We start from the raw sequence: 25,917 nt of genomic DNA, 5'->3' as shown, positions 1-25,917 counted from the left end.
TTCAGGATACCAGCGATTGACGGGCGGGTGCAGCGGGGCAGGACAGGCGTGGTGCGCACGGCGCACCCTACGACGCTGGGCGTCGGCCCGTGCGTAGGGTGCGCCGCGCGCACCGCGAGTTCCTGCCTCAGCTGTTGGGCAGGATCCGGCAGATCAGGCTCTTGATGTAGCGGGTTTCCGGGATCGCCGGGTGCACCGGATGGTCCGGCCCTTGGCCGCCGCGTTCGATGAGCTGGATGTTGCGGTCCAGGTGGCGGGCGCTGCCGAGCAGGATGTTCTGCAGGTCGTCCTCCGGCAGGTGCATGGAGCAGGAGGCGCTGACCAGGATGCCATCCTTGTTCAGCATGCGCATGGCCGTCTCGTTGAGGCGGCGGTAGGCGGCCTCGCCGTTCTTCAGGTCCTTCTTGCGCTTGATGAAGGCCGGCGGGTCGGCGATGACCACGTCGAAGCGTTCGTCGGCGGCCTTGAGCTCCCTGAGCGCGGCGAACACGTCGCCCTCGACGCAGGTGAGCTTCTCGCCCACGCCGTTGAGCGCGGCGTTGCGCTCGACGCCGTCGAGGGCGAAGCCGGAGGCGTCCACGCACATCACTTCGCTGGCGCCGAAGGCCGCGGCCTGCACGCCCCAGCCGCCGACGTAGCTGAACAGGTCGAGCACGCGCTTGCCCTTGACGTAGGGCGCCAGGCGCGCGCGGTTCATGCGGTGATCAAAGAACCAGCCGGTCTTCTGGCCTTCCAGCACCGGCGCCTCGAACTTCACGCCGTTCTCCTCCAGCGGCACCCACTCCGGCACCACGCCGAAGGCGGTATCCACGTAGCGCTCCAGGCCTTCGGCGTCGCGGGCGCTGGAGTCGTTCTTCCACAGCACGCCGCGCGGCTTGAGCACCTGCACCAGGGCTTCGAGCACGGCGTCCCGGTTGCGCTCCATGGCCGCGGAGGCCAACTGCACCACCAGGATGTCGCCGAAGCGGTCGACCACCAGGCCGGGCAGCAGGTCGGAGTCGCCGTAGATCAGGCGGTAGCAGGGCTGATCGAACAGCCGCTCGCGCAGGGACAGGGCGACGTTGATGCGGTGCACCAGCAGCGACTTGTCCAGCACGTGCTTGATGTCGCGGGACAGCAGGCGGGCGCAGATCAGGTTGTTCGGGCTGAGGGCGACGATGCCGAGGGCCTTGCCGCCGGCCGCTTCGAGGATCGCCTGGTCGCCGGCGGCGAAGCCGGACAGCGGGGTGGCGGCGGTGTCCACCTCGTTGCTGTAGACCCACAGGTGGCCGGCGCGCAGGCGGCGATCGGCATTGGCTTTGAGGCGCAGGCTGGGCAGGGTCATGGGGACGGCTCCGGCAAAAGGGGGCGGGATTATAGGCGCAAATGCCCCGAAGCCGATAAAGCCGATGGACGTCCGGGCGAAGGGCTCGCTCCCCCGGCGCCGGCCGGCGGATGCCTCAGCGCAGCGCCTCGATCAGCGCATGGTTGAACGCCGCGAGGTCGGCCGGCTTGCGGCTGCTGATCAGGTGGCCGTCGACCACCACCGGCTCGTCCACCCATTCGGCGCCGGCGTTCACCAGGTCGTCGCGCAGCGAGGGCCAGCTGGTGATGCGCTTGCCCTTGACCAGATCGGCGGAGATCAGCAGCCAGGGCCCGTGGCAGATCACCGCGATGGGCTTGTTGGCGCGGGCGGCGTCGCGCACCAGCTCCTGGGCCATTTCGTCCTGGCGGATGTTGTCCGCGTTGACCACGCCGCCGGGCAGCATCAGTCCGGCGTAATTTTCCACCTGGATCCTGTCGAAGGTGTGGGTCACCGGGAACCGGTCGGCCGGCGTGGTGTGGTGCCAGCCGGTGATCTGGCCCGGACGGGCGGACACGATGTCGACCTGGGCCCCGGCCTTCTCCAGGGCCTCCTTGGGTCCGGTCAGCTCGACCTGCTCGAAGCCGTCGGTCACCAGGATCGCCACGCGTTTGCCATGCAGGGGTCTGCTCATTTCGCTACCTCCTCGGTGATGGGGTGGAGCACCTACTAGCACTCCGACCACCTCCGCCGACGAAGTTCTGCCACCGTCCGGCCGACGGGATTCTCCCGGCCAGGCCTTCCTGCTATGGTCGCAGCCCCGCTTTTCTCGCCCCCGTCGCCGTCATGCCCGAACTGCCCGAAGTCGAAACCACCCGCCGCGGCATCGAGCCGCATCTCGTCGGCCGGCGCGTCAGCCGCGTGATCGTTCGCGAGCGTCGCCTGCGCTGGCCCATCCCCGAGGATCTCGACGTGCGCCTCTCCGGCCAGCGCATCGAGGCGGTGGCGCGGCGCGCCAAGTACCTGCTGATTCGCGCCGAAGCCGGCACCCTGATCGCCCACCTGGGCATGTCGGGCAGCCTGCGCCTGGTGGATGCGGCCCTGCCGGCGGCCAAGCACGAGCATGTGGATATCGTGCTGGAGTCGGGAATAGCGCTGCGCTATACCGATCCGCGGCGCTTCGGCGCGCTGCTCTGGAGTCTCGATCCGCTCAACCACGAGCTCCTGAGCAAGCTCGGTCCGGAGCCCCTAGGCGGGGATTTCGCCGGCGAGCGGCTGTACGAGCTGTCGCGCGGGCGGAGCATGGCGGTCAAGCCGTTCATCATGGACAACGCGGTGGTCGTCGGGGTCGGCAACATCTACGCCAACGAGGCGCTGTTCGCCGCCGGCATCGATCCGCGTCGAGAGGTCGGCTCCCTCTCCCGCGCGCGTTACGAACGGCTGGCCGAGGAGATCAAGCGCATCCTGGCCCAGGCCATCGAATGCGGCGGTACCACCCTGCGCGACTTCGTCGGCGGCGACGGCAAGCCCGGCTACTTCCAGCAGGAGCTGTTCGTCTACGGCCGCGGCGGCGAGTTCTGCAAGAACTGCGGCGGCACCCTGCGGGAGATCCGCCTGGGCCAGCGGGCCAGCGTCTATTGCGGGCGCTGCCAGCGCTGAGCTCCGGGGGCCGAATCGAGCGGTTGAAGCCCGTCACGCTGAGAGCGGCCGGTGCGCTGCTATAGTTGGCTATCTGCCATGAACCCGATGAAGGACCGCTGCATGTCTCCGTTCCGTACGACCGCCCTTGTCCTGGCGCTGACCACCGGCCTGTCGGCCCTGCCGGCGCAAGGCGCACAAGAAGTGGTGCAGTCCAACAACAGTGGAGATCCCACTTACACCGTCAACGCCCCTCCGGCCTATTCCATGATCGGCGACCTGCTCATCGCCCGGCCGTTCCTCATCGTCGGCACCGCCATCGGCGCGGCGGCCTTCGTGGTCAGCCTGCCGTTCACCGCGCTGGGCGGCAACGTGAAGGAAGCGGGCGACGCGCTGGTCCTCGCCCCGGGCCGTGAAGCCTTCGTGCGCTGCCTGGGCTGCTCCTCGCCACGCTGACTCGATGGATCGATCGGTAGCGGGCCGTCCGGCCTGGCTACCCTTCCGCCGAACCCGGTGAAGCGTTTCTCCCTCCCGCCAGATCCCCGGTTCCCCTTTCCCGCTTTTCTCGTGCTCGTTGGTCTCCGGCAGCGTGCCCTCGGCAGCGGCCGGGAGGGACGTATGGCTGGTCGGGTTTCCGCCCAGGCGATGTCGGGAGGCCACGAATCCCTGTGGCCTTTGTCGGAAAACCGCCATCGGTCATGTCCGGGGCGCGGGCGGCACCTGTCACGGCTCAGTGTCGCTGCGCCAGCGCCTCGCGCAGCAGTTCGGCCAGGTGCTTGGGCCGGGCGTCGCCGTGACCGCGCATCTGCTGGCGGCAGGAGAAGCCGTTGGCGATCACCCGGGCTTCCGGGTTCTCGCGCAGCGCCGGCATCAGGGCCTGTTCCGCCATGGCGCTGGCCAGCCCGGCATGTTCCCGCTCGATGCCGAAGGTGCCGGCCATGCCGCAGCAGCTGGATTCGATGAGGGAGAAATCGTGCTCGGGAATCAGCTTGAGCACCCGGCGCATGGCTTTCATGGCGCCCACCGCCTTCTGGTGGCAGTGGCCGTGCACCAGGGTCTCGGTTCCCCGCAGGGCCTGCAATGGCAGATCCAGGCGCTTGGCCGTGGATTCCCGGGCGAGGAATTCCTCGAACAGCAGCGTGTGCCGGCCCACGGTCGCCACGTCCTCGCCCAGCCCCAGCGCCTGCGCATCGTCCCGCAGGCCCAGCACGCAGGAGGCTTCCAGCCCGACGATCGTGCGCCCGGCCTGCACGTGCGGCAGCAGGGCGCGCACCAGACGCTGCGCCTCGGCGCGGGCCTCGGCCACCATGCCCTGGGCCAGATAGGTCCGGCCGCAGCACAGGGGCCTCGTCGGCTCGGCACCGCCGGCCTCGGGCTCGGCGACCAGCACCCGGTAGCCGCCGGCCCGCAGCACGTCGATGGCCGCCTCGGCGATGCCCGGCTCGAAATGGCGGGTGAAGGTGTCGACCAGCAGCACGACCTCAGGCAGCTGCTCGTCCCGCTCCGGGTCCGTCCGGGGAAGGGCGGCGGGCGCGGCGAACGGGCGCGCCGCCGGTTCCGGCAGCGGCCGCTCGGCGCTCAGGCCGAATATCCGTGCGGACAGGCGGGCCAGCAACGGGTGGCGGTTGCGCCAGCGCACCAGCGTCTTCAGCCAGGGGGCGCGATGCAGCCAGCGCGGCGTGTGGCCGAACAGCCGGCTGCGTAGGCTCAGACCCTCGCGGCTGGCCCGTTGGGCCAGGAACTCGGTCTTGATCAGCGGCATGTCGACGTTCGCCTCGCACTCGCGCTTGCAGCCCTTGCAGGACACGCACAGGGCCATGGCTTCGGCCAGCAGCGGGTCGGCCAGGGCCTGCTCGGCCAGTTCGCTGTTCAGGGCGGCCTTGAGCAGCCGAACTCGCCCGCCCGTGGACAGGTTCTCGTTGCCGCTGACGCGAAAGCTCGGGCACATCACTTGTTTGCCCTGCGCCTCGCACTGGCGGCTGTTGATACAGACCGCCACCGCCTTGGCGAAGTCGCCGCCCTGTTTGGGAATGTCCGCGTAGGCGTCGCCCATGCCGGCGTTGCGGTAGGCGGACCAGTCGAGGAAGTGCTTCATCGGCACGGGCGCTCCTGCCGCTGGTCGGTCGAGCGCACAGAGGAAAGCGGATGCAGGCTCATGGTCGAAATAACCCCCTTTTGAGAGTGGCTTTCGAGAGGCTATGCAAGTCTCGCGCCTCACTCCGCCGGCGGTGGGGCTAGCGTCCGGAGCGCTCCGCGTCTTCGACCGGAAAGACGGGCGCCGTGCCGATGCCGCGCGGATCGCTGGCCGCCTCGACCTCACCGCTGCGCTTGTCCCAGCGCAGCACCTGCTGGTTGCCGTAGGCGGCATCCAGCGCCTTGAGCCGATGGCCGCGTTGCCGCAGCTGGTCGATCTCCTCCGGAGTGAAGGCATTCGGCTCGTACTGGACGACGTCCGGCAGGAACTGGTGGTGGAAGCGCGGAGCGGCCGGCCAGCGGGCGATCGGCCGGCCGTCGAGATATTCCAGAACCGCCAGCAGCACCATGCTGGGAATGCGGCTGCCGCCGGGGGTGCCGAAGGACGCCAGTTCGTCGGGGCTTTCGATGAAGGTCGGGCTCATGCTCGACAGCGGGCGTTTGCCGGCGGCGATGGCGTTGGCCGGGCTGCCGGACAGGCCATAGGCGTTGCTGCCCTGCAGGTCGGCGGCGAAGTCGTCCATCTCGTCGTTGAGCAGCACACCGCTGCCCGGCACGCTGAAGGCCGCGCCGAACGGCAGGTTGATCGACAGGGTGGCGGCCACCGCGTTGCCCGCGGCGTCCATGACCGCAAAGTGAGTGGTGTGGTCGCCCTCGCGCCAGCCACGTGCCGGCACGCTCGGAGTGGCTCGCTCGCGGTCGATGCCGGCGGCCAGCCGGCGCAGGTAGTCGGGGGCGAGCAGGCGCTCCACGGGATTGGCGACGAAGTCCGGATCGCCGAGCAGGGCGCGGTCGCGATAGGCCCGGCGCAACACCTCCACCACGTAGTGGCTGCGCTGCACGCGGTCGGCGTTGCGCCAGGGCAGGTGCTCCAGCATGCCCAGGCTCTGCGCCAGGGCGACGCCGCCGGCGGAGGGGGGCGGCGCGCCGATCAGCTCGCGCTGGTGGGCGAGGCGAAAGCGCAGCGGCTCGCGATCCACGACCCGGTAGCGCGCCAGGTCTTCCCGGCTCCAGACGCCGCCGGCGGCCCTGACCCCGGCGACTAGGCGTGCGGCGTTGGCGCCGGCGTAGAAGCCGTCGCGGCCCTCGTCGGCGAGGCGCTGCAGGGTGTCGGCCAGTTCCGGCTGGCGCAGCCGATGGCCTTCGGCGGGAATCTCGCCGTCGACGAGGAACAGCCGGGCGCTTTCCGGATCGTCGCGCAGGGCGCCCAGGCGGAACGCCGCCCGCTGGCGGTAGATGCGGTCGACGGCGAACCCCTGCCTGGCCAGCCGGATGGCCGGCGCCAGACTGCTTTGCAGCGGCAGGCGGCCGTAGCGCTCGGCCAGCTCGACCAGGGCCGCGGGCAGCCCGGGGATCGCCGCGGCGAGGGCGCCGTCCAGGGACAGCGCGCGTTCGACCCTGCCGCCACGCCGGTAGAGATCGGCATGGGCGGCCAGGGGCGCGCGTTCGCGGGCGTCGAGGAAGCGGTAGCGGGCGGGCGATTCACCGTTGCTCTGGCGCAGCAGGAAGAAACCGCCGCCGCCGAGCCCAGAGCCGTAGGGCTCCACCACCGCCAGGGCGGCGCCGATCGCCACGGCGGCGTCGAAGGCGTTGCCGCCCTGGGCGAGGATATCCCGCCCGGCCTCGCTGGCCTGCGGATGGGCGGTGGCGATGGCGGCCTTGCCGGGGGACTGCGCCCAGGCCGCCGAAATCAGGACGAACAGAACCAGGCAGGTGAAGACCTGCCTGGTTCTGTTCGGTGAGCGGCTTCGAGATTTCCCGGGCGATCCTTCGCCAGGCACGGATCAGGCCTTGCCGGTGATGCGCAGGTACTTCTGCATCAGCTCGTCACGGCTTTCCACGTTGTTCTCGTCGAGCGGGATGCAGTCCACCGGGCAGACCTGCTGGCATTGCGGCTCGTCGTAGTGGCCGACGCACTGTGTGCACAGGTTGGGGTCGATCACGTAGATCTCCTCGCCCTGGGAGATGGCGCCGTTCGGGCACTCGGGTTCGCAGACGTCGCAGTTGATGCAATCGTCGGTAATCTTTAGCGACATTGAAGCAGACTCCTGTCATGGCGCAGGCCATGACACTGGGACAACGGGACAACAACGAAGGCGCGAATTGTGCCGCATCGGCGTGCGGAGTGCACGCCTGGCGAGTCGGCCGGTCAGTTCTGGAACCGTTCGTGCAGGGCCTGGGCCACCACCGGATGGACGAACTGCTCGATGTGGCCGCCCAGGGCGGCGATTTCCCGTACCAGCGTGGACGAGATGTAGGAGTACTTTTCCGACGGCGTGAGGAACAGGCTCTCCACCTCCGGGATCAGTTGGCGGTTCATGTTGGCCAGCTGGAACTCGTATTCGAAGTCGGACACCGCGCGCAGGCCGCGCAGCAGCACGTTGGCCTTCTGGTCCTTGGCGAAATGGGCGAGCAGGGTGGAAAAGCCCATCACCTCGACGTTGGGCAGGTGCCGGGTGACCTCCCGGGCCAGCTCGACGCGTTGTTCGAGCGAGAACAGGGGATTCTTCTTCGGGCTGGCGGCCACGGCGATGATGACGTGGTCGAACAGCCTGGCGGCGCGCTCGACCAGATCACCATGTCCTTTGGTAATGGGGTCGAATGTTCCCGGGTAGATTACGCGGTTCATCACGGCGTCCTTGGCGGATTTGTCGGAGTGCCCGGATGGTAACGCAGCCGCCCGCACCGGGCCAAGTTCGGCTCGGGCCGGCGGTCCGCCGCGGGGCGGCTACAGGTGCAGCTGGACGTCCACCGGGGCCGGGCCGTGCTGGTCGCCGATGAAGGCCGCCACGCGCCCGCCGATCCGGTGGAACTCCAGGTTCAGGATCTGCTCGCCGAGGTGCAGGCGGTTGATCTGCAGGTGGTCGATGCCCATCGGCAGGCGCGGCTGGTCGATCAGGATGGACTGCCGCTGCCCGTTCAGGCTGACCCCCAGACAGGCCTGCAGCAGCATGAACACCGAGCCGGCGGCCCAGGCCTGGGGCAGGCAGGCGACCGGATAGGCGATCGGCGCCTCGCCCGGAATCCGCTCGAAGCCGCAGAACAGCTCCGGTAGGCGCATGCCGAAGCGCGAAGCGGCCTCGAACAAGCCCTGCAGCAGGCGTACCACCCCGTCGCGCTCGCCGTAGCGGGCCACGCCGGCGGCGCAGAGGGCGACATCGTGCGGCCAGACCGAGCCGTTGTGATAAGACATGGGGTTGAAGCGCACGGTCTCGGTCGGCAGGGTGCGGATGCCCCAGCCGCAGTTGAACGCCCGCGACTGCAGCTGCTGGGCCACCGCCTGGCCGCGGCGCAGCTCCGGCAGGCCGCAGTAGAGCAGGTGGCCGACGTTGGAGGCGCGCACCTGGCAGGGCCGGTCGCGGCCGTCCATGGCCAGGGCGTAGAACTGCCGGTCGTTGAGCCAGAAGCGCCCTTCCACCGCCTCGCGCAGCTGCCCCGCGCACTGCCGCCAGTGCCCGGCGGCATCCATCTCGCCGCGCCATTCGGCCAGCTCGGCCATGCTCAGGTAGGCGCGGTAGGCGTAGCCCTGCACTTCGATGATGGCGATGGGCGGCTCGGGGTCGTCGCCGCCGGCGTGGAACACCGAGTCGTGGCTGTCCTTCCAGCCCTGGTTGAGCAGGCCGCTGGCCTCGGCCCGGGCGTAGGCGAGAAAGCCCCCGGCGTTCTTCGCGATCTGGTTCTCGATCCAGCGGGTCGCCGCCACCAGGGCCGGCCAGATTTCCGCGATGAAGGCCATGTCGGCGCTGCGCCGGGCATAGGCGCCGGCCAGCATCACGAACAGCGGCGTGGTGTCGACCCCGCCGTAATAGCGGCCGAAGGGGATCTCGTTCAGCGCCGACATCTCGCCCTTGCGCGTCTCGTGCATGATCTTGCCCGGCTCGGCGTCGCGGAAGCCGGAAATCTCCCGGGCCTGGTGCTGGGCCAGGTAGGCGAGCACGCCGCGCGCCAGCTGCGGGTCGATCCAGAGGGTCTGCAGCGCGGTGATGATGGCGTCGCGGCCGAAGGGCGTGGAGAACCAGGGGATGCCGGCGTAGGGGTAGGGCCCGGTGGGCAGCTCGGTGGTGAGCAGCGCCAGGTCGGCCCGGGACTTCTCCAGCCAGCCCTGGAACAGGCGCCCGGAGGCCTTCAGGTGGGCACCGCGGCGCTGGCGCTGGCGCATGCTGCGGCGCGCCTGGGCCGCCGCGTGGCGGAAGCGTTCGCAGCCGGGAATGGCCGGCGACGGTCCGATCTCCAGGTACAGCTCCCAGTGCTGGCGCGCTTCCAGCATCACCCGGAAGTCCGCCTCCGCGGCGCTCAGGTGCGCGGGCTTGCTGGAGAAGGACAGAGCCGAGCTGCGCAGGCGCCGGTCCAGGCCCAGGTAGCGCAGCGTCACGCACTGCACCTGCACCTGCGCCTCCTGCTGCTGGCCCCGCTGCGCACGGCGCTGGCCGCGGACCTCGAACATGTCGCGGAAATCGGCGGCGAACTCCAGGGCGAGGAACAGCTGGGCCGGGCGGTCGCTGTAGTTGTCCAGGCGCAGGCGTTCGAAGACCCGGCCCTGCCAGAGGAAGCGCTTGCGCTCGACGTGGATCACACCCTCCGGCATCGACTGCTCGCCCAGCGGCGGCAGCGGCCGGTTGGTCATGTGCGCGGTGAAGTACAGGTTGTCCTGGCTGACCCCGGCGGACAGCAGCGACGGACGGTGGCCCCCCAGGTTCAGGCGGAAGGTGGAGAGGGTCCGGGTATCCTCGCAGAACAGGCCGTCGCCGTTGCCGCCGAGGTCGCCCCAGGCGTCGGCCACCATGAAGATATCGCCCTCCTTGAGGACGAACAGGTGCTGCGGATTGCACTCGGGCTCGGGTTGCAATGATCCGTTCATGCTGCTCACGCCATCTTCTTCCGCAGGGCCGCCTGCGCCGGCTTGCCCAGCAGTTGCCAGTAGAGTTCCAGGTAGTGCCCGGCCATGGCTTCGGCGGAGAAGCGCTGCTCGAAGCGGCGGCGCACCTGCCGGCGGTCCAGCCGGGACAGGCGGGCGATGGCCGCCCGGGCCTGGGGCACGCTTTTCACGATGAAGCCGGTGAGTCCGTCTTCCAGCACTTCCGGCACCGAGCCGCAGGGCCAGGCGATGGTCGGCGTGCCGCAGGCCATGGCCTCGATCATCACCAGCCCGAACGGCTCCGGCCAGTCGATGGGGAACAGCAGGGCCAGGGCGTTGCCGAGGAACTCGGACTTGTCGGCATCGCCGATCTCGCCGATGAACTCCACCAGCGGATTGTCCAGGAGCGGGCGGATTTCCCGCTCGAAATAGCTGCGGTCGGACTGATCCACCTTGGCCGCGATCTTCAGCGGCAGGCCGCTCTGGGTGGCGATGGCGATGGCGCGGTCGGGGCGTTTTTCCGGCGAGATGCGGCCGAGGAACGCCAGGTAACCGCCCTGCGGCCGGGGCTGGAAGCGGTAGGCGGAGAGATCCAGGCCGTGGTGCACGGTGCCGCACCAGTTGGCGTCGGGCATCTGCTGGCGCTGGCTCCGGGAGATGGACACCAGCGGAAAGCGCGGCCAGCGCCGATAGGCGTCCGGCAGGTCCTTCATGTCTAGGCGGCCGTGCAGGGTGGTCAGCGTCCGCTGCGCGATGCCCTCGAAGAAGGGGAAGTGCAGCAGGTCGGTGTGGAAATGCAGGATGTCGAACTCGTCGGCCCGCCGCCGCACCTCGTCCAGCAGGCTGAGATGGCTGGCCAGATCCGATTTGAGCGGGGCGGGGTCTAGCCGCAGGGCGCATTCGCGGCCCGGATGCAGGCGGGCGCGGGTCTGCGTATCGGCGCTGGCGAACAGGGTGACGTCATGGCCCATCTCCACCAGGGCTTCGGTGAGGTGGGAAACGACTCGCTCGGTGCCGCCATAAAGACGCGGCGGAATGGTCTCGTAAAGCGGAGCGATCTGCGCGATTTTCATGATGTTGTCTCCTGTCGAAATAGGACAGGGTGAGAAAGGCGAAATCTCCATAATGAAAATTCATGGCAACGGCGCCCGGTCCTCCAGCCAGGCGGGAATACGGCGCTCCAGGTAATACTCCGGCTTGCCGGGAGGGCCTTCGATGAAGCCGACGTGTCCGCCCTGGGCGTGCAGCTCGAGGCTGCACTGGGTAGATAACGTGTCGGACTGCGGCAGGCCGTGGGAAAAGACGAAGGGATCGTCGGCGGCCTGGATGATCAGGGTCGGCACGCGGATGGCGCCGAGAAAGTAGTAGCTGGACGCTCGCCGGTAGTAGTCGTGGGCGTCGCGGAAGCCGTGCAGCGGCGCGGTGACGCGCCCGTCGAACTCCCAGAAGGTGCGCAGGCCCTGGACGGGGCCGAGGCGCTCCAGGGCGGCGAGGTGTTCGGCATGGCCCTGCTCGGCGAACAGGCGGCGCTTGTCCTGCACGTAGGCGCACATCTCGCGCATGAAGTGCGCCTGGTAGAGGCGCGAGAAGCCCAGGGCGATGCGGTCGGCGCACTGGTCCAGGCGGAACGGCACGGATACCGCCACCGCCGCCTGCAGGCCGCAGTCGGCGCCGCTCTCGCCGAGATGCTTGAGCAGCACGTTGCCGCCCAGGGAATAGCCGACCGCGTAGAGCGGCGCCAGGGGGCGCTTGGCGCCGAGGTGGGCGATCACCGCCGCGAGGTCGTCGCTGGAGCCGGAGTGGTAGGCCCGCGGCAGGCGGTTCGGTTCGCCCGAGCAGCCGCGCCAGTTCAGCGCCACGCTGGTCCAGCCGCGCGCGGCCAGGGCCTGCTGCAGGCCGAGCACGTAGAGCGAGCGGGACGAACCGGTCAGCCCGTGCAGCACCAGTACCTGCGGTGCGGCGGGATCGTCCGGGCCGTGCCAGTCGAGGTCGAGGAAGTCGCCGTCGGCCAGCCACAGGCGCTCGCGGCGGTGTGCGAGTGGCGGCGGCCGGCGACACAGCGGCCCCCAGAGCGTCTGCAGGTGCGCCCCGGGCAGCCACCAGGCCGGGCGGAAGGGCGCATCGTTGACGGTCGTGTCGGGCCGGTGAGTCATGGGCTTGCCCTGGTCGAGCGGCATGGGGCCTGGATCGGCCCGGTCCACGCGGTTGCTCTGGGGAGGAGCCGGACGTCTTCGCCGTTCGGCCCCGTCAGACGGACGAATCCGCCGCCGCTCCCCGCGACCAGGCTGACGTCAGGCGTTTCTCTGCCACAGTGCGTAGTACACCTGGCCGGCCTTCTTCTCCCGGTGCAGACGCCAGTTGCCGGGCAGGCCGAGGCTGGAGGGCGGGGTCTCGCTCTCAGTGTAGATCCAGGCTCCGCCGGCCAGCCAGCCGCGCTCCTCCAGCAGCCGGCAGACGGGCGCCAGCAGATCGCGGTTGAACGGCGGGTCGAGGAATACCAGGTCGAAGGGGGCCGGCGTCTGGTCGGCCAGGTGGCGGAGGGCATCGGCCTGCAGCAGCCGGCCGTTGGCACAGCGCAGACTGTCCAGGTGCCGGCGCAGGCTGGCGACCGCCTCGCCGTTGAGGTCCAGGGCCAGAGCTTCGCCGGCGCCCCGCGACAGCGCTTCCAGATAGAGCGCGCCGCTGCCGGCGAAGGGATCGAGCACGCGGGCACCCTCGACGTAGGGCGCCAGCCAGTTGAACAGGGTCTCGCGTACCCGGTCGGGGGTCGGGCGCAGGCCCGGCCCCTCGGGGAAGGCGAAACGGCGCGAGCGCCACTCGCCGCCGATGATGCGCAGCTGGCCCTGGCCGCCGTGGGGACGGGCGGCCGTGCGTTGCGGTTGGGGACGCTGGCGCATTCAGTGCTCCGGTACGGCGGTGACGGGTTGCTTGGCCGCCCCGGTCGGCGGCGGCAGCGGTTGCTGCGCCACCGTCGGGCCGGCGCTGACGATGACGAAGCCGTCCGGGTCGATGTGCCTGGCCATCGCCGTCCTGACCTGCTCGACGGTGAGCGCCTGGACCTGCTGCAGGAACAGCTCCAGGTGGTTCAGCGGCAGGTCGTAGAAGCCGATGGCGCCGAGCTGGCCGACGATGTCGGCGTTGCTCGCGGTGGACAGCGGGAAGCTGCCGGCCACCTCGCGCTTGGCCTTGTCCAGTTCCTCCTGGCTCGGCCCCTGGGCGAGGAAGTCGCGCACCAGCTTCTGCACCAGCTCCAGGGCCCCGGCGCTGTAGTCGGCGCGGGTCTGCAGGTTGATCATGAAGGGGCCGCGCACCTGCATCGGGGTGAAGGTGGAGTAGATCCCGTAGGTCAGCCCGCGCTTCTCCCGCACTTCCTCCATCAGCCGGGTGCCGAAGCCGCCGCCGCCGAGGATCTGGTTGCCCAGGTAGAGCGCGGCGTAGTCCGGGTCGTCGCGGGCGATGCCGAGTTGGGCGAGCATCAGGTGGGTCTGCGCCGAGGGGTACTCGATGTGTTTCTGGCCCGGCTTGGGCGCTTCGGGCTGGGCCGGCTTGGCCAGCGCCGGTCCCGCCGGCAGCGCGGCGGAAACCTGCGCGGCCAGTGCCTCGGCTTCCGCTCGGGAGAGGTCGCCGACCAGGGCGATGACCGCGTTGCCGGCGGCGTAGGCCTTGGCGTGGAAGGCGGCGAGCTGAGCCCGGGTGATGCCCGGAATCGACTGGGCGTCGCCGTCGCTGGGATGGGCGTAGGGGTGCTGGCCGAACAGCTGGCGGTTGAGCTCCAGGCTGGCCAGCTTGCCGGGGTTCTGCTTCTGCAGCTCGAAGCCGGCCAGCAGCTGGTTCTTGATCCGCACCAGGGCGTCCTCGGGGAAGGTCGGCTGGCCGACCACCTGGCGGAACAGCTGCAGCGCCGGCTCGCGCTTGTCCGGATCGCTCAGGCTGCGCAGGCTGGCGAGCGCCATGTCGCGGTAGGCGCCGTTGCCGAACTGCGCGCCGAGGCCTTCGAAGCCCTCGGCGATGGCGGTGGTGTCCTTGCCGGGCACGCCCTCGTTGAGCATGGCGTTGGTCAGCAGGGCCAGGCCGGGCGTGCCGCCGTCCTGGCTGCTGCCGGCGGCGAAGGTCAGGCGCAGGTCGAACATCGGCAACTGGCGGGCCTCGACGAACAGCACCTTGGCGCCCTCGGCGGTGCGCCAACTCTGGATGTCGAGGGCGCGGTGGGCGGGCTTGCCGTTGATGCCGGCCAGGGATTCCAGCCTGGGCGCGCCGGCGGGGGCCGAGGTGGTGGGCGCCGCGGTCTGCGGCGCACGCTGGGCGAGCCAGACGAGGGCGCCGATCAGAAGCAGCAGGGCCAGGCCAAGTAGGCCGTAGCGCAGGGGGCTGCGCTCAGTCATGGTGGGTCTCCTCCGGCAGGATGTGGGCGACGGACAGGCGCGACGGGGTGAAGTAGCGGCGGGCCGCCGCCTGGATGTCTTCCGGGGTCACCGCTTCCAGGGCCGCCAGTTCCTCGTCCATCAGGCGCCAGGACAGGCCGACGCTTTCCAGCTGGCCGATGGTGGTGGCCTGCTGGGTGATGGAGTCCCGCTCGTAGACCAGGCCGGCGATGACCTGGGCGCGGACCCGCTCCAGTTCCTCGGCGCTGGGGGGGGCGTTCTTCAGCTCGTCGAGCAGCGGCCAGAGGCCGGCCTCGACGTCCTTCAGGGTATGGCCCTTCTGCACGTTGGGCGTGGCGCTGATGACGAACAGGCTGTCGCCGCGGGTGTAGGCCTCGTACCCGGCGCCGGCGTCGGCCACCAGTTCCTGGCCGCGCACCAGGCGCGAGGGGATGCGCGCGCTGTAGCCGCCGTCGAGCAGGGCGCCGATCAGCCGCAGCGCCTGCACCTCGCGGGGATTGTCGGTGGTCGCCAGGCCCGGCACGTTGAAGCCGTAGACCAGGCTCGGCAGCTGGGTCTTGAGCTTCAGCTCGATGCGCCGCTCGCCGGGTTCGGCCAGCTCCAGCGGGCGCTTGGCGGTCGGCACCGGACGCGCCGGAATGCCGCCGAAGTAGTGCTGGGCGAGGGTCTTCACCTCGTCGCCGGTGACGTCGCCGACCACCACCAGGGTGGCGTTGTTCGGCACGTACCAGGTCTGGTACCAGGTGCGCAGGTCCTCGACCTTCATCCGCTGCAGGTCGGCCATCCAGCCGATGGTCGGGTTGTGGTAGCCGCTGGCCGGATGGGCCAGGGCCGAGAAACGCTCGTAGGCCAGCGCGCTGGGCTGATCGTCGGTGCGCAGGCGGCGCTCTTCCTTGATCACCTCGATCTCGCGGGCGAACTCGTCCGGCGGCAGGCGCAGGCTGGCCAGGCGGTCGGCTTCCAGCTCGAAGGCCACCGGCAGGCGGTCGCGGGCCAGCACCTGGTAGTAGGCGGTGTAGTCGTCGCTGGTGAAGGCGTTCTCCTCGGCGCCGAGCTCGCGCAGGATGTGCGAGGACTCGCCGGGGCCGAGCTTGCGGCTGCCCTTGAACATCATGTGCTCGAGGGCGTGGGACAGACCGGTCTGGCTCGGCGTCTCGTAGCTGGAGCCGACCTTGTACCAGAGCTGGGAAACCACCACGGGGGCGCGGTGATCCTCGCGGACGACGACCTTGAGGCCGTTGTCCAGCTGGAATTCGTGGGTCGGTTGCGGTTCGGCGGCCAGCGCGGCCAGCGGCATGCAGAACATGCCGAGGAGCAGGCCGGCGGCATGGCGGGCGATCACATTCATCGATTCGGCACCTGTCGGACGGCCTGCGAGCTTAGCCCGGCGGCCGGGGAGGTGCTAGGATACCCGTCTTTCGCCGGCGGCCAAGCCCGCCGGCCTTTCCGACCCTTGAGAAAGCCGTCTTTATGTTTGGTTCGAACGACGACAAGAAGGCGCCGGCCGAAGCCGGCGAGAAGAAAGGCCTGTTCGGCTGGTTCCGCAAGAAGCAGGCGCCCAAGGCCGAGCCCCAGCCGGAAGCCGCCGAGTCAGCCAGCGCAGCGGTCGCCGAGCAGACCCTACCCGAGTCGCAGCCCGAGGCCTTCGAGCCGCCGCAGCCCGAGGTGGTGGCCGAAGCGCTACCCGAGGTCGAGCCGGTGATCGAGGCGCAGCCCGAGCCTGAGCCCGAACCGGAAGCGGTCGAGGCCGAAGCCGAGGCAGTCGACGACGACCGGGAGGAGAAGCCGAAGCTCGGCTTCTTCGCCCGCCTGCGCGGTGTCGAGAGCGCGCCGCAGCCGGCTCCCGAGCCGGTTCCGGAAGAGGCGCCGCCGGCCGAGGAGCCGGTGCCGGTCGAGGAGCCTGAGCCGGCGCCGCAACCAGCCAAGGAGAACGGCAAGCTCGGCTTCTTCGCCCGTCTCAAGCAGGGGTTGGCCAAGACCAGCGCCAGCCTCGGCGAGGGCATGGCCAGCCTGTTCCTCGGCAAGAAGGCGATCGACGACGACCTGCTCGACGAGCTGGAGACCCGCCTGCTCACCGCCGACGTCGGCGTCGAGGCCACCACCGCGATCATCCAGAGCCTGACCCGCCGCGTGGCGCGCAAGGAACTGGCCGACAGCGACGCGCTGTACAAGGCCCTGCAGGAGGAACTGGCGGCTATGCTGCGGCCGGTCGAGCAGCCGCTGGTGATCGACGGCCAGCGCCAGCCCTACGTGATCCTGGTGGTGGGCGTGAACGGCGTCGGCAAGACCACCACCATCGGCAAGCTGGCCAAGAAGCTGCAGCTGGAGGGCAAGAAGGTCATGCTCGCCGCCGGCGACACCTTCCGCGCCGCCGCCGTCGAGCAGCTGCAGGTGTGGGGCGAGCGCAACAACATCGCGGTGATCGCCCAGCACACTGGTGCCGACTCCGCCTCGGTGATCTTCGACGCGGTGCAGGCCGCCAAGTCGCGCGGCATCGACGTGCTGATCGCCGACACCGCCGGTCGTCTGCACACCAAGGACAACCTCATGGAGGAGCTGAAGAAGGTCCGTCGGGTGATCGGCAAGCTGGACGAGACGGCGCCCCACGAGGTGCTGCTGGTGCTGGATGCCGGCACCGGGCAGAACGCGATCAACCAGACCCGCCAGTTCAACCAGGCGGTGGAGCTCAGCGGCCTGGCCCTGACCAAGCTGGACGGCACCGCCAAGGGCGGGGTGATCTTCGCCCTGGCCAAGCAGTTCGGCCTGCCGATCCGCTACATCGGCGTCGGCGAGGGCATTGACGATCTGCGCGACTTCGCCGCCGACGAGTTCGTCCGTGCGCTGTTCTCCGAGAAATAGGAACGTCCCGCGATGATCCGCTTCGAACAGGTCGGCAAGCGTTACCCCAACGGTCACGTCGGGCTGCACGAGCTGTCCTTCCACGTGCGCCGCGGCGAGTTCATCTTCGTCACCGGGCATTCCGGGGCCGGCAAGAGCACCATGCTGCGCCTGCTGTTGGCCATGGAGCGCCCGACCAGCGGCAAGCTGCTGCTCGCCGGGCAGGACCTGTCGAGCATCACCACTGCGCAGATTCCTTTCCTGCGCCGGCAGATCGGCGTGGTGTTCCAGAACCACCAACTGCTGTTCGACCGCAGCGTGTTCGACAACGTCGCCCTGCCGCTGAAGATCCTCGGCATGGGCAAGGACGAGATCGCCAAGCGTACCCTGCTCGCCCTGGAGCGGGTCAGCCTCAAGGACAAGGCCGAGCATTTCCCGGCCGATCTTTCCACCGGCCAGCAGCAGCGGGTCGGCATCGCCCGGGCGGTGGTCCACCAGCCGGCCCTGCTGCTGGCGGACGAGCCGACCGGCAACCTCGACCCGCGCCTGGCCGCGGAGATCATGAGCGTGTTCGAGGACATCAACCGTCTCGGCACCACCGTGCTGATCGCCAGCCACGACCTGGCGCTGATCGCGCGTATGCGCCATCGCCTGCTCACCTTGCAACGCGGTCGCCTGATCGGCGACGGGGAAGCCGCCTGATGAGTAACACGCCTGTCCCGCCGTCACGGGTCTCCGAACGGGCCGGCGTTCTGCCGAAGAAGCCGAACGACAAGCGCCCGGCCAACGAGCCGGATTTCTCCACCCTGCTGCTGTCCTGGCTCGACAGCCATCGCGCCAGCCTCGCCGACAGCCTGCGCCGGCTGGGGCGGCAGCCCATCGGCAGCTTCTTCACCTGCCTGGTGATGGCCATCGCCCTCAGCCTGCCCATGGGGCTGTCGCTGCTGCTGGACAACGTCGAGCGCCTCGGCGGCTCCTGGCAGCGGGCGGCGCAGATCTCGCTGTTCATGCAGCTGGACGTCGACAACGCCGAGGGCGAGCGGCTGCGCGCGCAGATCGCCGAGCGGCCCGACGTGGCGGCGGCCGACTGGGTCAGCCGGGAGCAGGCCCTGGCGGAGCTGGAGCAGCAGGCCGGGCTCGGCGAGGCGCTGAAGGAACTGCCGGAGAATCCGCTGCCCGGGGTGATCCTGGTCACGCCGAAGCAGATCGACAAGGCCGGCCTCGAGTCCCTGCGCCAGCATCTCGCCGAACTGCCCGGGGTGCAGCAGGCCCAGCTCGACCTGCTCTGGGTCGAGCGTCTCGGCGCCATCCTCGGTCTCGGCGAGCGCTTCATCTTCGGCCTTGCCGTGCTGCTGGTGCTGGCGCTGCTGCTGGTGATCGGCAACACCATCCGCCTGCACATCGAGAACCGCCGCAGCGAGATCGAGGTGATCAAGCTGGTCGGCGGCACCGACAGCTACGTGCGTCGCCCCTTCCTTTATATGGGCGCCCTCTACGGCTTCGGCGCCGGCCTGCTGGCCTGGCTGGTGCTGGTCTACGGGCTCGACTGGCTGAACCAGGCGGTGGTGCGGCTTGCCGGTCTCTACGGCAGCGATTTCGCCCTCGCCGGGGTGCCCCTCGAGGATGGCCTCTCATTGATGGCGGGCGCCATCCTGCTCGGCTACATCGGCGCCTGGCTGGCGGTGGCGCGCCATCTCCGCGAGCTGGCGCCGCGCTGAGGAGCGGGCTGTCAAGGCAGGTGTAACGGAATTTTTACGGGAACTTGCAGTCCCATCGGCCAGTGCTACACTGCTTTGAATTCTGAAATCGGAGGGTTCGCATGACCAATTCCTTGCAGCCTGTCTATGCCCTGGCTCCCGGCGCCAACCTGGAAGCCTACGTGCATTCGGTCAACAGCATTCCCATGCTGACGCCGGAACAGGAGCGCGAACTGGCCGACCGCCTCTACTACCATCAGGACCTCGACGCCGCGCGGCAGATGGTGCTGGCGCACCTGCGCTTCGTCGTACACATCGCCCGCAGCTATTCCGGCTACGGTCTGGCCCAGGCCGACCTGATCCAGGAAGGCAACGTGGGGCTGATGAAGGCGGTCAAGCGCTTCAACCCGGAGATGGGTGTTCGCCTGGTGTCCTTCGCCGTTCACTGGATCAAGGCCGAGATCCACGAGTTCATCCTGCGCAACTGGCGGATCGTCAAGGTGGCCACCACCAAGGCCCAGCGCAAGTTGTTCTTCAACCTGCGCAGCCAGAAGAAGCGACTGTCCTGGCTGAGCAGCGCCGAGGTCGACGCCGTGGCCGAGAGCCTGGGTGTCGAGGCGCGCGAGGTGCGCGAGATGGAGAGTCGCCTGACCGGCCAGGACATGGCGTTCGATCCGGCCGCCGATGCAGACGACGACAACGCCTTCCAGTCCCCGGCGTACTACCTGGAGGACCATCGCTACGATCCGGCCCGCCAGCTGGAGGAGGCCGATTGGAGCGACAGCTCGACCGCCAGTCTGCACGAGGCGCTGGAAGGCCTCGACGAGCGCAGCCGGGACATTCTCTACCAGCGCTGGCTGGCCGAGGACAAGGCGACGCTGCACGAGCTGGCCGCCAAGTACAACGTCTCCGCCGAGCGTATCCGCCAGCTGGAGAAGAACGCCATGAACAAGCTCAAGGGCTCGATCGCGGCGTAACGCCCGGCGTTCCACGAAAGAACCGCGCTTCGGCGCGGTTTTTTTATTCCCGCAGCTCCTCGAGATAATGACTGCCGCCGAGCTGGCGCATCTGCCGATGGATCCAGCCGGCGCGGCGGTTGACGTAGGCGCTCGGGCGGCCGGCGCTCCACTGCCGCGGATTGGGCAGGACGGCCGCGAGCAGGCTGGCCTGGCGGGCCGACAGGTAGGGGGCGCCCACGCCGAAATGATGGCGCGCAGCCGCTTCCGCACCGAAGATGCCGTCGCCCCATTCGGCGCTGTTCAGGTAGACCTCGAGAATCCGATGCTTGGGCCAGAACAGCTCGATCAGGGTGGTGAACCAGGCCTCGAGCCCCTTGCGCAGCCAGCTGCGCCCGGACCAGAGGAACAGGTTCTTCGCCACCTGCTGGCTGAGGGTGCTGGCGCCGCGCAGCGTGCCGCCGCGCTCGTTGTGCGCTAGGGCGGCGCGGATGGCGTCGACGTCGAAGCCCCAGTGATGGGCGAACTGCTGATCCTCGGCGGCGATCACCGCCATCTTCAGGTCGTCCGGCAGCTCTGCCCAGGGCCGCCAGGTGCGCTGCAGGTCGATCGGCTGGTCGTCGACCCAGGACTCCAGCTTGCGCTCGACCATCAGTGCCGTGCCCGGCGGCGGCACCCAGCGCAGCACCAACACCAAAAGCGCCGAGCCGACGACGAACCAGAACAGCAGCTTGAGCAGGCGGAGGAGCAGTCGGGGCATGGGTTGCTTGGCCGGAGCGATCGAGGGGGCCATTATAGCGGTCCCGATTTTTCTGTCTGGAGTTCACCATGCTGCGTGGCTTTCTCTTGCTGGCCGCTTTCTTCGGCTTCACCGGCGTCGCTCTCGGGGCCTTCGCCGCCCATGGCCTCAGGGCGCGGCTCAGCAGCGAATACCTGGCGGTGTTCCAGACCGGAGTGAACTACCAGCTGATCCACGCCCTGGCCCTGCTCGCCGTCGCGCTGCTCGCCCAGCACCTGCCCGGACGGCTGGCGATGTTCGCCGGCAGCCTGTTCACCCTGGGCATCCTGCTGTTCTCCGGCAGCCTCTACCTGCTGACCCTGAGCGACCTCAAGCTCGGCATCGTCACCCCGATCGGTGGCCTGGCCTTTCTCGGCGGCTGGCTGTGTCTGGGTCTAGCGGCCTGGCGCCTCGGCTGACCGGCCGCATGCCCGCGCCTTGGTCATCCTCCGGAATCGGGGCTAGAATGCCGCCCCATCCCAGAATGCAACGAGCCTGTCATGCGCATTCAGTTGAACGGTGAACCCTACGAACTTGCCGATGGCCAGACCATCGCCGATCTGCTGGCCCGCCTGGAACTGACCGGCCGGCGCGTCGCGGTCGAGCTCAACCAGGACATAGTGCCGCGCAGCCTGCACAGCGACACCGCCTTGCGCGAGGGCGACCGGGTGGAAGTGGTGCACGCCATCGGTGGCGGCTAGCCGGCGGCGAATGCGCCGCTTCCGCCCCTGTCGCTCCACCGACCTGTATCTTTCCAGCCTGCCCAAGAGGAAATCCCGATGAGCACCGCTCGTACCGACAAGCCCTTCACCCTGGCCGGCCGCACCTACCAGTCGCGTCTGCTGATCGGCACCGGCAAGTACAAGGATCTCGAGGAGACCCGCCGGGCCGTCGAGGCCTCCGGCGCCGAGATCGTCACCGTGGCGGTGCGCCGCACCAACATCGGCCAGAACCCGGACGAACCCAATCTGCTCGACGTGCTCAGCCCCGAGCGCTACACCATCCTGCCCAACACCGCCGGCTGTTTCACCGCCGAAGATGCGGTGCGCACCTGCCGCCTGGCCCGCGAGCTGCTCGACGGCCACAAGCTGGTCAAGCTGGAGGTGCTGGCCGACCAGAAGACCCTGTTCCCCAACGTCATCGAGACCCTCAAGGCCGCCGAGGTGCTGGTCAAGGACGGTTTCGACGTGATGGTCTACACCAGCGACGATCCGATCATCGCCCGGCAGTTGGCCGAGGCCGGCTGCATCGCGGTGATGCCCCTGGCCGGCCTGATCGGCACCGGCCTCGGCATCTGCAACCCGTACAACCTGCGCATCATCCTCGAGGAAGCCAAGGTGCCGGTGCTGGTCGACGCCGGGGTGGGCACCGCCTCCGACGCCACCATCGCCATGGAACTGGGCTGCGAGGCGGTGCTGATGAACAGCGCCATCGCCCATGCGCAGAACCCGGTGCTGATGGCCCAGGCCATGAAATACGCCATCGAGGCCGGCCGCCTGGCCTACCTCGCCGGGCGCATGCCGAAGAAGCTCTATGCCAGCGCCTCGTCGCCGCTGGAAGGCTTGATCCGTTAATCGCCGGGCGGCGCCCGGCGTCGCCCCCAACTGCATGCGAGCCCTGCCGTCCGGCAGGGCTCGTTCGTCTTTCAGGAAGCATTCATGACCGACGACATCCAACAGGCGCCGGAAACCGCCGGCGAAGCGCCGCGCCTGCGCACCATCAAGAGCTTCGTGATGCGCGCCGGGCGCATGACGGAAGGGCAGCAGCGCGGCTTCGAGCAGGGCTGGCCGAAGTTCGGCCTCGAACTCGCGGACGGCCTGCGCGACTTCGACCAGATGTTCGGCCGCCGCGCGCCGCGCACCTTCGAGATCGGCTTCGGCATGGGGCACTCGACCCTGGAAATGGCCGCCGCGGCGCCCGAGCAGGACTTCATCGGCGTCGAGGTGCACAAGCCGGGCGTCGGTGCCCTGCTGGCCGGGGCCATGGCGCAGAACCTGACCAACATCCGCGTCTACAGCTGCGACGCCCTCGACGTGCTGCGTCAGTGCGTGGCCGACGCCAGCCTGGACCGCGTGCTGCTGTTCTTCCCCGACCCCTGGCACAAGAGCCGCCACCACAAGCGGCGAATCGTCCAGGCGGGCTTCGCCGAGCTGGTGCGCCAGAAACTCAAGATCGGCGGCGTGCTGCACATGGCCACCGACTGGCAGCCCTATGCCGAGCACATGCTGGAAGTGATGAGCGCCGCGCCCGGCTTCCGCAACCTGGCCGCCGACGGCACCTACGTGCCGCGTCCCGAGGAGCGCCCGGTGACCAAGTTCGAGCGCCGTGGCGAGCGCCTTGGCCACGGCGTCTGGGATCTGAAGTTCGAGCGCATCGACTGAGCCCGCGGCGGCTTCCGCCGCCTGCATAGGTGCGGTCCGGGAGAGCGGCCCGGACCCGCGTGCGAGCTGCCCTTGCTATGCTGGGCTCCATCCCCGTCCGGCCGATCCAAGGAGTGGTTCAGTGCCCGTCGCCTTCCGCTCGCCGCTCTTTCGCCTCGCTCTGCTGCCGATGCTGGTGGCCGGCTGGTTCGTCTGGCGCGAGTGGCAGGGTCCGGAGCTGCCCGGCTATCGCCTGGAGCTGCGCCCGCTGGTGCAGCGGGTGGTGGCCAGCGGCGAGGTGGGTAGCCAGTCGGTCGCCCAGGTCGGTAGCGAAATCACCGGCGTGGTGGCGGTCCGTCATGTGCGCGAGGGCGATGCGGTGAAGGCCGGCGACCTGCTGCTGGAGCTGCGCGACGACGAGCAGCGGGCCCGGGTGGGCGAAGCCGAGGCGGCGCTGGAGCAGTTGCTGCAATCGACCCGCCCGCAGGCCGAGGCGCTGCTGCGCGAAACCCGGACCAACTTGGATCAGGCCACCCGCGAGCGGGAGCGCCGCGACGCCCTCTACGAGCGCGGGCTGCTGTCCGTCGAGCTGCGCGAGCAGGCGCGCCGTGCCGAGATCGTGGCGCGGGTGGCCCATGAGCGGGCCCGTCTGGCCGCCGCGTCCCTGGCCGAGGGCGGCAGCGAGGAGCAGATGCTGCGCCAGCGCCTGGAGGCGGCGCGGGTGGCGCTGTCGCGCACGCGGATCCACGCCCAGGTCGACGGCATCGTGCAGAGCCGCGCGGTGGAGCCGGGCGATCTGGTGCAGCCGGGGCGCACCCTGCTGGAGATCGCCCGCGCCGGAGGCCGCGAGATTCTCCTGCCGCTGGACGAGAAGGACCTGGCGCCGGTCGCGCCCGGGCAACTGGCGCAGGTGGTGGCCGATGCCTACCCCGAACGGGCGGTCCCGGCCCGGGTCAGCTATCTGGCCCCGGCCGTGGACACCAGCCGTGGCACCCTCGACGTGCACCTGGATCCGCTCGAGCCGGCCGATTTCCTGCGCCAGGGGATGACCGTCTCGGTGAACATCGAGACCGACCGCCGCGAGCAGGCCCTGGTGCTGCCCAACGATGCCCTGTTCGCGCGCGAAGGCTCGCGTGGCGAAGCGCTGCGCGTCAAGGGCGGCCGGGTGGAACGGGTCGCGGTGCGCCTGGGGCTGCGCGGCACCGGCCTCAGCGAGGTGGTCGAGGGGCTCGAGCCGGGCGACCGGGTGCTCGCCGCGGCGGCGGAGGAGGGCCGCCGCGTGCGCCTGCGCGAGCGGCCGCTGCCGGGAGGCGCGCAGCCATGAGCGTGGCCGGGGCGCTGTGGCTCGAATGGAAGATCGCCCTGCGCTTTCTCCTCGACAACTATCTGCAGACCCTGCTGATCCTGGTGGGGATCACCGTCGGGGCAGCGGTGATCGTATTCATCACCGCGCTGATCACCGGCCTGCAACGCAACGTCATCGAGCGCACCCTGGGGACCCAGGCGCATATCCGCATCCTGCCGCCGGAAGAGGTCAACCGAGTCCTGCCGCCGCCGCCCGGTTTCGTCGCTCTCGACCTGGAGAGCCCGCGAGCGCAGCGCCTGCGCTCGATCAGCAACTGGCAGGACGTGCGCGACCTGCTCGACGCGGAGCCGGACATCGTCGCCGTGTCGCCGCTGGCCAGCGGGCCGGCGCTGGGGCGCAGCGGCGTGGCGCGCTCCTCCATCGCCCTGCTGGGGATCGACCCCGTGCGCTACCAGCGCGTGGTGCCGGTGGCCGACCATCTGATCGCCGGGCGTTTCGGGATCGGCGCCGGGCATGCGGTGATCGGCAGGAAGCTGGCCGAGGACCTCGGCCTTTCCGTCGACGACAAGCTGCGCCTGGATGCCGGCGAGGGCCGCGAGGCCGTGGTCGACGTCAGCGGCATCTTCGAGCTCGGCGTGCTCGAGCTGGACATGCGCTACGTCTACCTCGACCTCAAGCAGGCGCAGACCCTGCTCAACCTGCCCGGCGCGGTGACGGTGATCGACACCAAGGTCGGCTCGATCTTCCGGGCCGAGGACATCGCCAGACGCCTGGCACGGCTCACCGGCCTCAAGACCGAGAGCTGGATGGAAACCAACGGCCAACTGCTCAACGCGTTGCGTTCGCAGACCCTGACCACCCAGATGATCCGCATTTTCGTCGGTCTCTCGGTGGCTTTCGGCATCGCCAGCGTGCTGGCGGTGAGCGTGGTCCAGCGTACCCGCGAGATCGGCATCCTGCGCGCCATGGGCTGCCCGCGGGGGCAGATCCTGCGGGTGTTCCTGCTCCAGGGCGGCTTGCTCGGGCTGCTCGGCTCGGGGGTGGGCGGGGCGCTGGCCTGGCTGCTGGTGCAGGCGTTCAACCGCTATGGTGCGCGGCTGTTCGAGATCGGCGTAGACCCGGCCCTGATTCCCACCGCCATGGCGGTGGCGACCCTCACCGGCGTGCTCGCCGCCGCGGTGCCGGCGCGCCGCGCCGCCCGCTACGATCCGGCCGTGGCGATCCGCTATGTCTGAGACCGAAGTCCTGTGCCTGAGCGGCGTGCGCAAGGTCTACAACCCCGGCACGCCGCAGGAGAGCGAGGTGCTGCACGGCATCGACCTGGCCCTCGCGCGCGGCGAGCTGACCGCGCTGATCGGTCCGTCCGGCTCGGGCAAGAGCACCCTGCTCAACATCATCGGTCTGCTCGACACGCCGAGCGCCGGCGAGCTCTACCTGCAGGGGCGGCCGACCCGCGAGCTGGACGATGCGGAGCGTACCCGCCTGCGCAACCGGGCGATCGGCTTCGTGTTCCAGTTCCATCATTTGATCCCGGCCTTCAACGTGCTGGACAACGTGCTGATGCCGCTGATGATCCGCCATGGCAAGCCGGCGGCCGATGACATCGAGCGGGCCCGCGGCCTGCTGGCCGAG

26 protein-coding genes are annotated in these 25,917 nt (G+C 69.6%); 13 read left to right on the top strand and 13 right to left on the bottom strand.

Annotated features, from left to right (window positions below; genetic code table 11):
• Nucleotides 1-127 precede the first annotated feature (127 nt).
• Both ACFOJE_RS08020 and ACFOJE_RS08015 read right to left on the bottom strand, forming a co-directional pair.
• Nucleotides 128-1,324 carry a class I SAM-dependent rRNA methyltransferase gene (locus tag ACFOJE_RS08020; RefSeq protein ID WP_377813783.1) on the bottom strand — a complete coding sequence of 399 codons (1,197 nt, stop codon included), beginning with the start codon at nucleotides 1,322-1,324 and terminating at the stop codon, nucleotides 128-130.
• Between the two features lie 115 nt (nucleotides 1,325-1,439).
• Complete coding sequence (locus ACFOJE_RS08015; protein WP_377813781.1) at nucleotides 1,440-1,976, bottom strand: type 1 glutamine amidotransferase domain-containing protein; 537 nt, start codon at nucleotides 1,974-1,976, stop codon at nucleotides 1,440-1,442.
• Nucleotides 1,977-2,128: 152 nt separating this feature from the next.
• On the opposite strand from ACFOJE_RS08015, the gene mutM reads away from it, so the two are divergent.
• Nucleotides 2,129-2,941, top strand: a complete 813-nt coding sequence (gene mutM / locus ACFOJE_RS08010; protein ID WP_377813780.1) for a bifunctional DNA-formamidopyrimidine glycosylase/DNA-(apurinic or apyrimidinic site) lyase — start codon at nucleotides 2,129-2,131, stop codon at nucleotides 2,939-2,941.
• A 102-nt stretch (nucleotides 2,942-3,043) separates the two neighbouring features.
• Nucleotides 3,044-3,376, top strand: coding sequence for a multidrug transporter (locus ACFOJE_RS08005; protein WP_377813779.1), 333 nt, complete (start codon nucleotides 3,044-3,046; stop codon nucleotides 3,374-3,376).
• Between the two features lie 274 nt (nucleotides 3,377-3,650).
• Here the strand turns inward: ACFOJE_RS08005 and ACFOJE_RS08000 are convergent, their stop codons facing one another.
• The 10 genes from ACFOJE_RS08000 to ACFOJE_RS07955 all read right to left on the bottom strand — a co-directional run bounded on the left by ACFOJE_RS08000 (nucleotide 3,651) and on the right by ACFOJE_RS07955 (nucleotide 15,698).
• Entirely contained in the window at nucleotides 3,651-5,015 is a 1,365-nt protein-coding gene (locus ACFOJE_RS08000) for a (Fe-S)-binding protein (protein WP_377813890.1), read from the bottom strand.
• Nucleotides 5,016-5,154: 139 nt separating this feature from the next.
• Nucleotides 5,155-6,822, bottom strand: coding sequence for a gamma-glutamyltransferase (gene ggt / locus ACFOJE_RS07995; RefSeq protein ID WP_377813889.1), 1,668 nt, complete (start codon nucleotides 6,820-6,822; stop codon nucleotides 5,155-5,157).
• 75 nt (nucleotides 6,823-6,897) lie between these two features.
• Nucleotides 6,898-7,149, bottom strand: a complete 252-nt coding sequence (locus tag ACFOJE_RS07990; RefSeq protein WP_377813778.1) for a YfhL family 4Fe-4S dicluster ferredoxin — start codon at nucleotides 7,147-7,149, stop codon at nucleotides 6,898-6,900.
• 113 nt (nucleotides 7,150-7,262) lie between these two features.
• A complete protein-coding gene (gene coaD / locus ACFOJE_RS07985) occupies nucleotides 7,263-7,742 on the bottom strand; it encodes a pantetheine-phosphate adenylyltransferase (protein ID WP_377813777.1) in 480 nt (159 codons plus the stop codon).
• A 99-nt stretch (nucleotides 7,743-7,841) separates the two neighbouring features.
• A complete protein-coding gene (locus ACFOJE_RS07980; protein WP_377813888.1) occupies nucleotides 7,842-9,971 on the bottom strand; it encodes an amylo-alpha-1,6-glucosidase in 2,130 nt (709 codons plus the stop codon).
• Between the two features lie 5 nt (nucleotides 9,972-9,976).
• A complete protein-coding gene (locus ACFOJE_RS07975; RefSeq protein ID WP_377813776.1) occupies nucleotides 9,977-11,041 on the bottom strand; it encodes a glycosyltransferase family 4 protein in 1,065 nt (354 codons plus the stop codon).
• A gap of 60 nt (nucleotides 11,042-11,101) precedes the next feature.
• Nucleotides 11,102-12,121, bottom strand: coding sequence for a hydrolase (locus tag ACFOJE_RS07970; RefSeq protein ID WP_377813775.1), 1,020 nt, complete (start codon nucleotides 12,119-12,121; stop codon nucleotides 11,102-11,104).
• Between the two features lie 138 nt (nucleotides 12,122-12,259).
• Complete coding sequence (gene rsmD / locus ACFOJE_RS07965; RefSeq protein WP_377813774.1) at nucleotides 12,260-12,865, bottom strand: 16S rRNA (guanine(966)-N(2))-methyltransferase RsmD; 606 nt, start codon at nucleotides 12,863-12,865, stop codon at nucleotides 12,260-12,262.
• Nucleotides 12,866-14,350 carry a M16 family metallopeptidase gene (locus ACFOJE_RS07960; RefSeq protein WP_377813773.1) on the bottom strand — a complete coding sequence of 495 codons (1,485 nt, stop codon included), beginning with the start codon at nucleotides 14,348-14,350 and terminating at the stop codon, nucleotides 12,866-12,868.
• A complete protein-coding gene (locus ACFOJE_RS07955) occupies nucleotides 14,343-15,698 on the bottom strand; it encodes a M16 family metallopeptidase (RefSeq protein ID WP_377813772.1) in 1,356 nt (451 codons plus the stop codon). The genes ACFOJE_RS07960 and ACFOJE_RS07955 overlap by 8 nt, the downstream gene beginning before the upstream one ends.
• Nucleotides 15,699-15,820: 122 nt before the next feature.
• Between ACFOJE_RS07955 and ftsY the strand changes: the two genes are divergently transcribed.
• The 4 genes from ftsY (at nucleotide 15,821) to rpoH (ending at nucleotide 19,862) form a co-directional block, all read left to right on the top strand.
• The gene (gene ftsY / locus ACFOJE_RS07950) at nucleotides 15,821-17,209 is read left to right on the top strand and encodes a signal recognition particle-docking protein FtsY (protein ID WP_377813771.1); all 1,389 of its coding nucleotides are present in this window, start codon (nucleotides 15,821-15,823) and stop codon (nucleotides 17,207-17,209) included.
• A 12-nt stretch (nucleotides 17,210-17,221) separates the two neighbouring features.
• Complete coding sequence (ftsE, locus tag ACFOJE_RS07945) at nucleotides 17,222-17,890, top strand: cell division ATP-binding protein FtsE (protein ID WP_377813770.1); 669 nt, start codon at nucleotides 17,222-17,224, stop codon at nucleotides 17,888-17,890.
• Nucleotides 17,890-18,906, top strand: a complete 1,017-nt coding sequence (gene ftsX, locus ACFOJE_RS07940; RefSeq protein WP_377813769.1) for a permease-like cell division protein FtsX — start codon at nucleotides 17,890-17,892, stop codon at nucleotides 18,904-18,906. The genes ftsE and ftsX overlap by 1 nt, the downstream gene beginning before the upstream one ends.
• Nucleotides 18,907-19,007: 101 nt before the next feature.
• Nucleotides 19,008-19,862 (top strand): RNA polymerase sigma factor RpoH, encoded by an 855-nt coding sequence (gene rpoH, locus ACFOJE_RS07935; protein WP_377813768.1) that lies wholly within the window; start codon nucleotides 19,008-19,010, stop codon nucleotides 19,860-19,862.
• 43 nt (nucleotides 19,863-19,905) lie between these two features.
• Here the strand turns inward: rpoH and mtgA are convergent, their stop codons facing one another.
• Nucleotides 19,906-20,601, bottom strand: a complete 696-nt coding sequence (gene mtgA / locus ACFOJE_RS07930; RefSeq protein WP_377813767.1) for a monofunctional biosynthetic peptidoglycan transglycosylase — start codon at nucleotides 20,599-20,601, stop codon at nucleotides 19,906-19,908.
• A gap of 68 nt (nucleotides 20,602-20,669) precedes the next feature.
• Between mtgA and ACFOJE_RS07925 the strand changes: the two genes are divergently transcribed.
• From ACFOJE_RS07925 to ACFOJE_RS07895, 7 genes are all read left to right on the top strand, one after another.
• On the top strand, nucleotides 20,670-21,038 hold the full coding sequence (locus ACFOJE_RS07925; protein WP_377813766.1) for a DUF423 domain-containing protein: 369 nt from the start codon (nucleotides 20,670-20,672) through the stop codon (nucleotides 21,036-21,038).
• A gap of 81 nt (nucleotides 21,039-21,119) precedes the next feature.
• The gene (gene thiS, locus ACFOJE_RS07920) at nucleotides 21,120-21,320 is read left to right on the top strand and encodes a sulfur carrier protein ThiS (RefSeq protein ID WP_377813764.1); all 201 of its coding nucleotides are present in this window, start codon (nucleotides 21,120-21,122) and stop codon (nucleotides 21,318-21,320) included.
• 78 nt (nucleotides 21,321-21,398) lie between these two features.
• Nucleotides 21,399-22,193: a thiazole synthase gene (locus ACFOJE_RS07915; RefSeq protein ID WP_377813763.1), complete on the top strand. Its 795-nt coding sequence runs from the start codon at nucleotides 21,399-21,401 to the stop codon at nucleotides 22,191-22,193.
• An 84-nt stretch (nucleotides 22,194-22,277) separates the two neighbouring features.
• Complete coding sequence (gene trmB / locus ACFOJE_RS07910) at nucleotides 22,278-23,000, top strand: tRNA (guanosine(46)-N7)-methyltransferase TrmB (protein WP_377813762.1); 723 nt, start codon at nucleotides 22,278-22,280, stop codon at nucleotides 22,998-23,000.
• A gap of 169 nt (nucleotides 23,001-23,169) precedes the next feature.
• Entirely contained in the window at nucleotides 23,170-24,303 is a 1,134-nt protein-coding gene (locus tag ACFOJE_RS07905) for an efflux RND transporter periplasmic adaptor subunit (RefSeq protein WP_377813887.1), read from the top strand.
• Entirely contained in the window at nucleotides 24,300-25,520 is a 1,221-nt protein-coding gene (locus tag ACFOJE_RS07900) for an ABC transporter permease (RefSeq protein WP_377813761.1), read from the top strand. The genes ACFOJE_RS07905 and ACFOJE_RS07900 overlap by 4 nt, the downstream gene beginning before the upstream one ends.
• A partial coding sequence (locus ACFOJE_RS07895; RefSeq protein WP_377813760.1) for an ABC transporter ATP-binding protein occupies nucleotides 25,513-25,917 on the top strand: 405 nt, incomplete at its 3' end. The genes ACFOJE_RS07900 and ACFOJE_RS07895, both read left to right, overlap by 8 nt.

Origin of the sequence: Azotobacter bryophylli (genome assembly GCF_042643485.1) — a bacterium.
Lineage (GTDB): Bacteria > Pseudomonadota > Gammaproteobacteria > Pseudomonadales > Pseudomonadaceae > Azotobacter > Azotobacter bryophylli.
The sequence above is the reverse complement of the archived record's forward strand: the minus strand, read 5'-3'. Positions and strand labels throughout refer to the sequence as shown.

Coding starts and splice junctions, on each gene's coding strand:
- ACFOJE_RS08020 (WP_377813783.1), bottom strand. CDS start 1,324: ATGACCCTGCCCAGCCTGCGCCTCAAAGCCAATGCCGATCGCCGCCTG.
- ACFOJE_RS08015 (WP_377813781.1), bottom strand. CDS start 1,976: ATGAGCAGACCCCTGCATGGCAAACGCGTGGCGATCCTGGTGACCGAC.
- mutM (WP_377813780.1), top strand. CDS start 2,129: ATGCCCGAACTGCCCGAAGTCGAAACCACCCGCCGCGGCATCGAGCCG.
- ACFOJE_RS08005 (WP_377813779.1), top strand. CDS start 3,044: ATGTCTCCGTTCCGTACGACCGCCCTTGTCCTGGCGCTGACCACCGGC.
- ACFOJE_RS08000 (WP_377813890.1), bottom strand. CDS start 5,015: ATGAAGCACTTCCTCGACTGGTCCGCCTACCGCAACGCCGGCATGGGC.
- ACFOJE_RS07990 (WP_377813778.1), bottom strand. CDS start 7,149: ATGTCGCTAAAGATTACCGACGATTGCATCAACTGCGACGTCTGCGAA.
- coaD (WP_377813777.1), bottom strand. CDS start 7,742: ATGAACCGCGTAATCTACCCGGGAACATTCGACCCCATTACCAAAGGA.
- ACFOJE_RS07980 (WP_377813888.1), bottom strand. CDS start 9,971: ATGAACGGATCATTGCAACCCGAGCCCGAGTGCAATCCGCAGCACCTG.
- ACFOJE_RS07975 (WP_377813776.1), bottom strand. CDS start 11,041: ATGAAAATCGCGCAGATCGCTCCGCTTTACGAGACCATTCCGCCGCGT.
- ACFOJE_RS07970 (WP_377813775.1), bottom strand. CDS start 12,121: ATGACTCACCGGCCCGACACGACCGTCAACGATGCGCCCTTCCGCCCG.
- rsmD (WP_377813774.1), bottom strand. CDS start 12,865: ATGCGCCAGCGTCCCCAACCGCAACGCACGGCCGCCCGTCCCCACGGC.
- ACFOJE_RS07960 (WP_377813773.1), bottom strand. CDS start 14,350: ATGACTGAGCGCAGCCCCCTGCGCTACGGCCTACTTGGCCTGGCCCTG.
- ACFOJE_RS07955 (WP_377813772.1), bottom strand. CDS start 15,698: ATGAATGTGATCGCCCGCCATGCCGCCGGCCTGCTCCTCGGCATGTTC.
- ftsY (WP_377813771.1), top strand. CDS start 15,821: ATGTTTGGTTCGAACGACGACAAGAAGGCGCCGGCCGAAGCCGGCGAG.
- ftsE (WP_377813770.1), top strand. CDS start 17,222: ATGATCCGCTTCGAACAGGTCGGCAAGCGTTACCCCAACGGTCACGTC.
- ftsX (WP_377813769.1), top strand. CDS start 17,890: ATGAGTAACACGCCTGTCCCGCCGTCACGGGTCTCCGAACGGGCCGGC.
- rpoH (WP_377813768.1), top strand. CDS start 19,008: ATGACCAATTCCTTGCAGCCTGTCTATGCCCTGGCTCCCGGCGCCAAC.
- mtgA (WP_377813767.1), bottom strand. CDS start 20,601: ATGCCCCGACTGCTCCTCCGCCTGCTCAAGCTGCTGTTCTGGTTCGTC.
- ACFOJE_RS07925 (WP_377813766.1), top strand. CDS start 20,670: ATGCTGCGTGGCTTTCTCTTGCTGGCCGCTTTCTTCGGCTTCACCGGC.
- thiS (WP_377813764.1), top strand. CDS start 21,120: ATGCGCATTCAGTTGAACGGTGAACCCTACGAACTTGCCGATGGCCAG.
- ACFOJE_RS07915 (WP_377813763.1), top strand. CDS start 21,399: ATGAGCACCGCTCGTACCGACAAGCCCTTCACCCTGGCCGGCCGCACC.
- trmB (WP_377813762.1), top strand. CDS start 22,278: ATGACCGACGACATCCAACAGGCGCCGGAAACCGCCGGCGAAGCGCCG.
- ACFOJE_RS07905 (WP_377813887.1), top strand. CDS start 23,170: ATGCTGGTGGCCGGCTGGTTCGTCTGGCGCGAGTGGCAGGGTCCGGAG.
- ACFOJE_RS07900 (WP_377813761.1), top strand. CDS start 24,300: ATGAGCGTGGCCGGGGCGCTGTGGCTCGAATGGAAGATCGCCCTGCGC.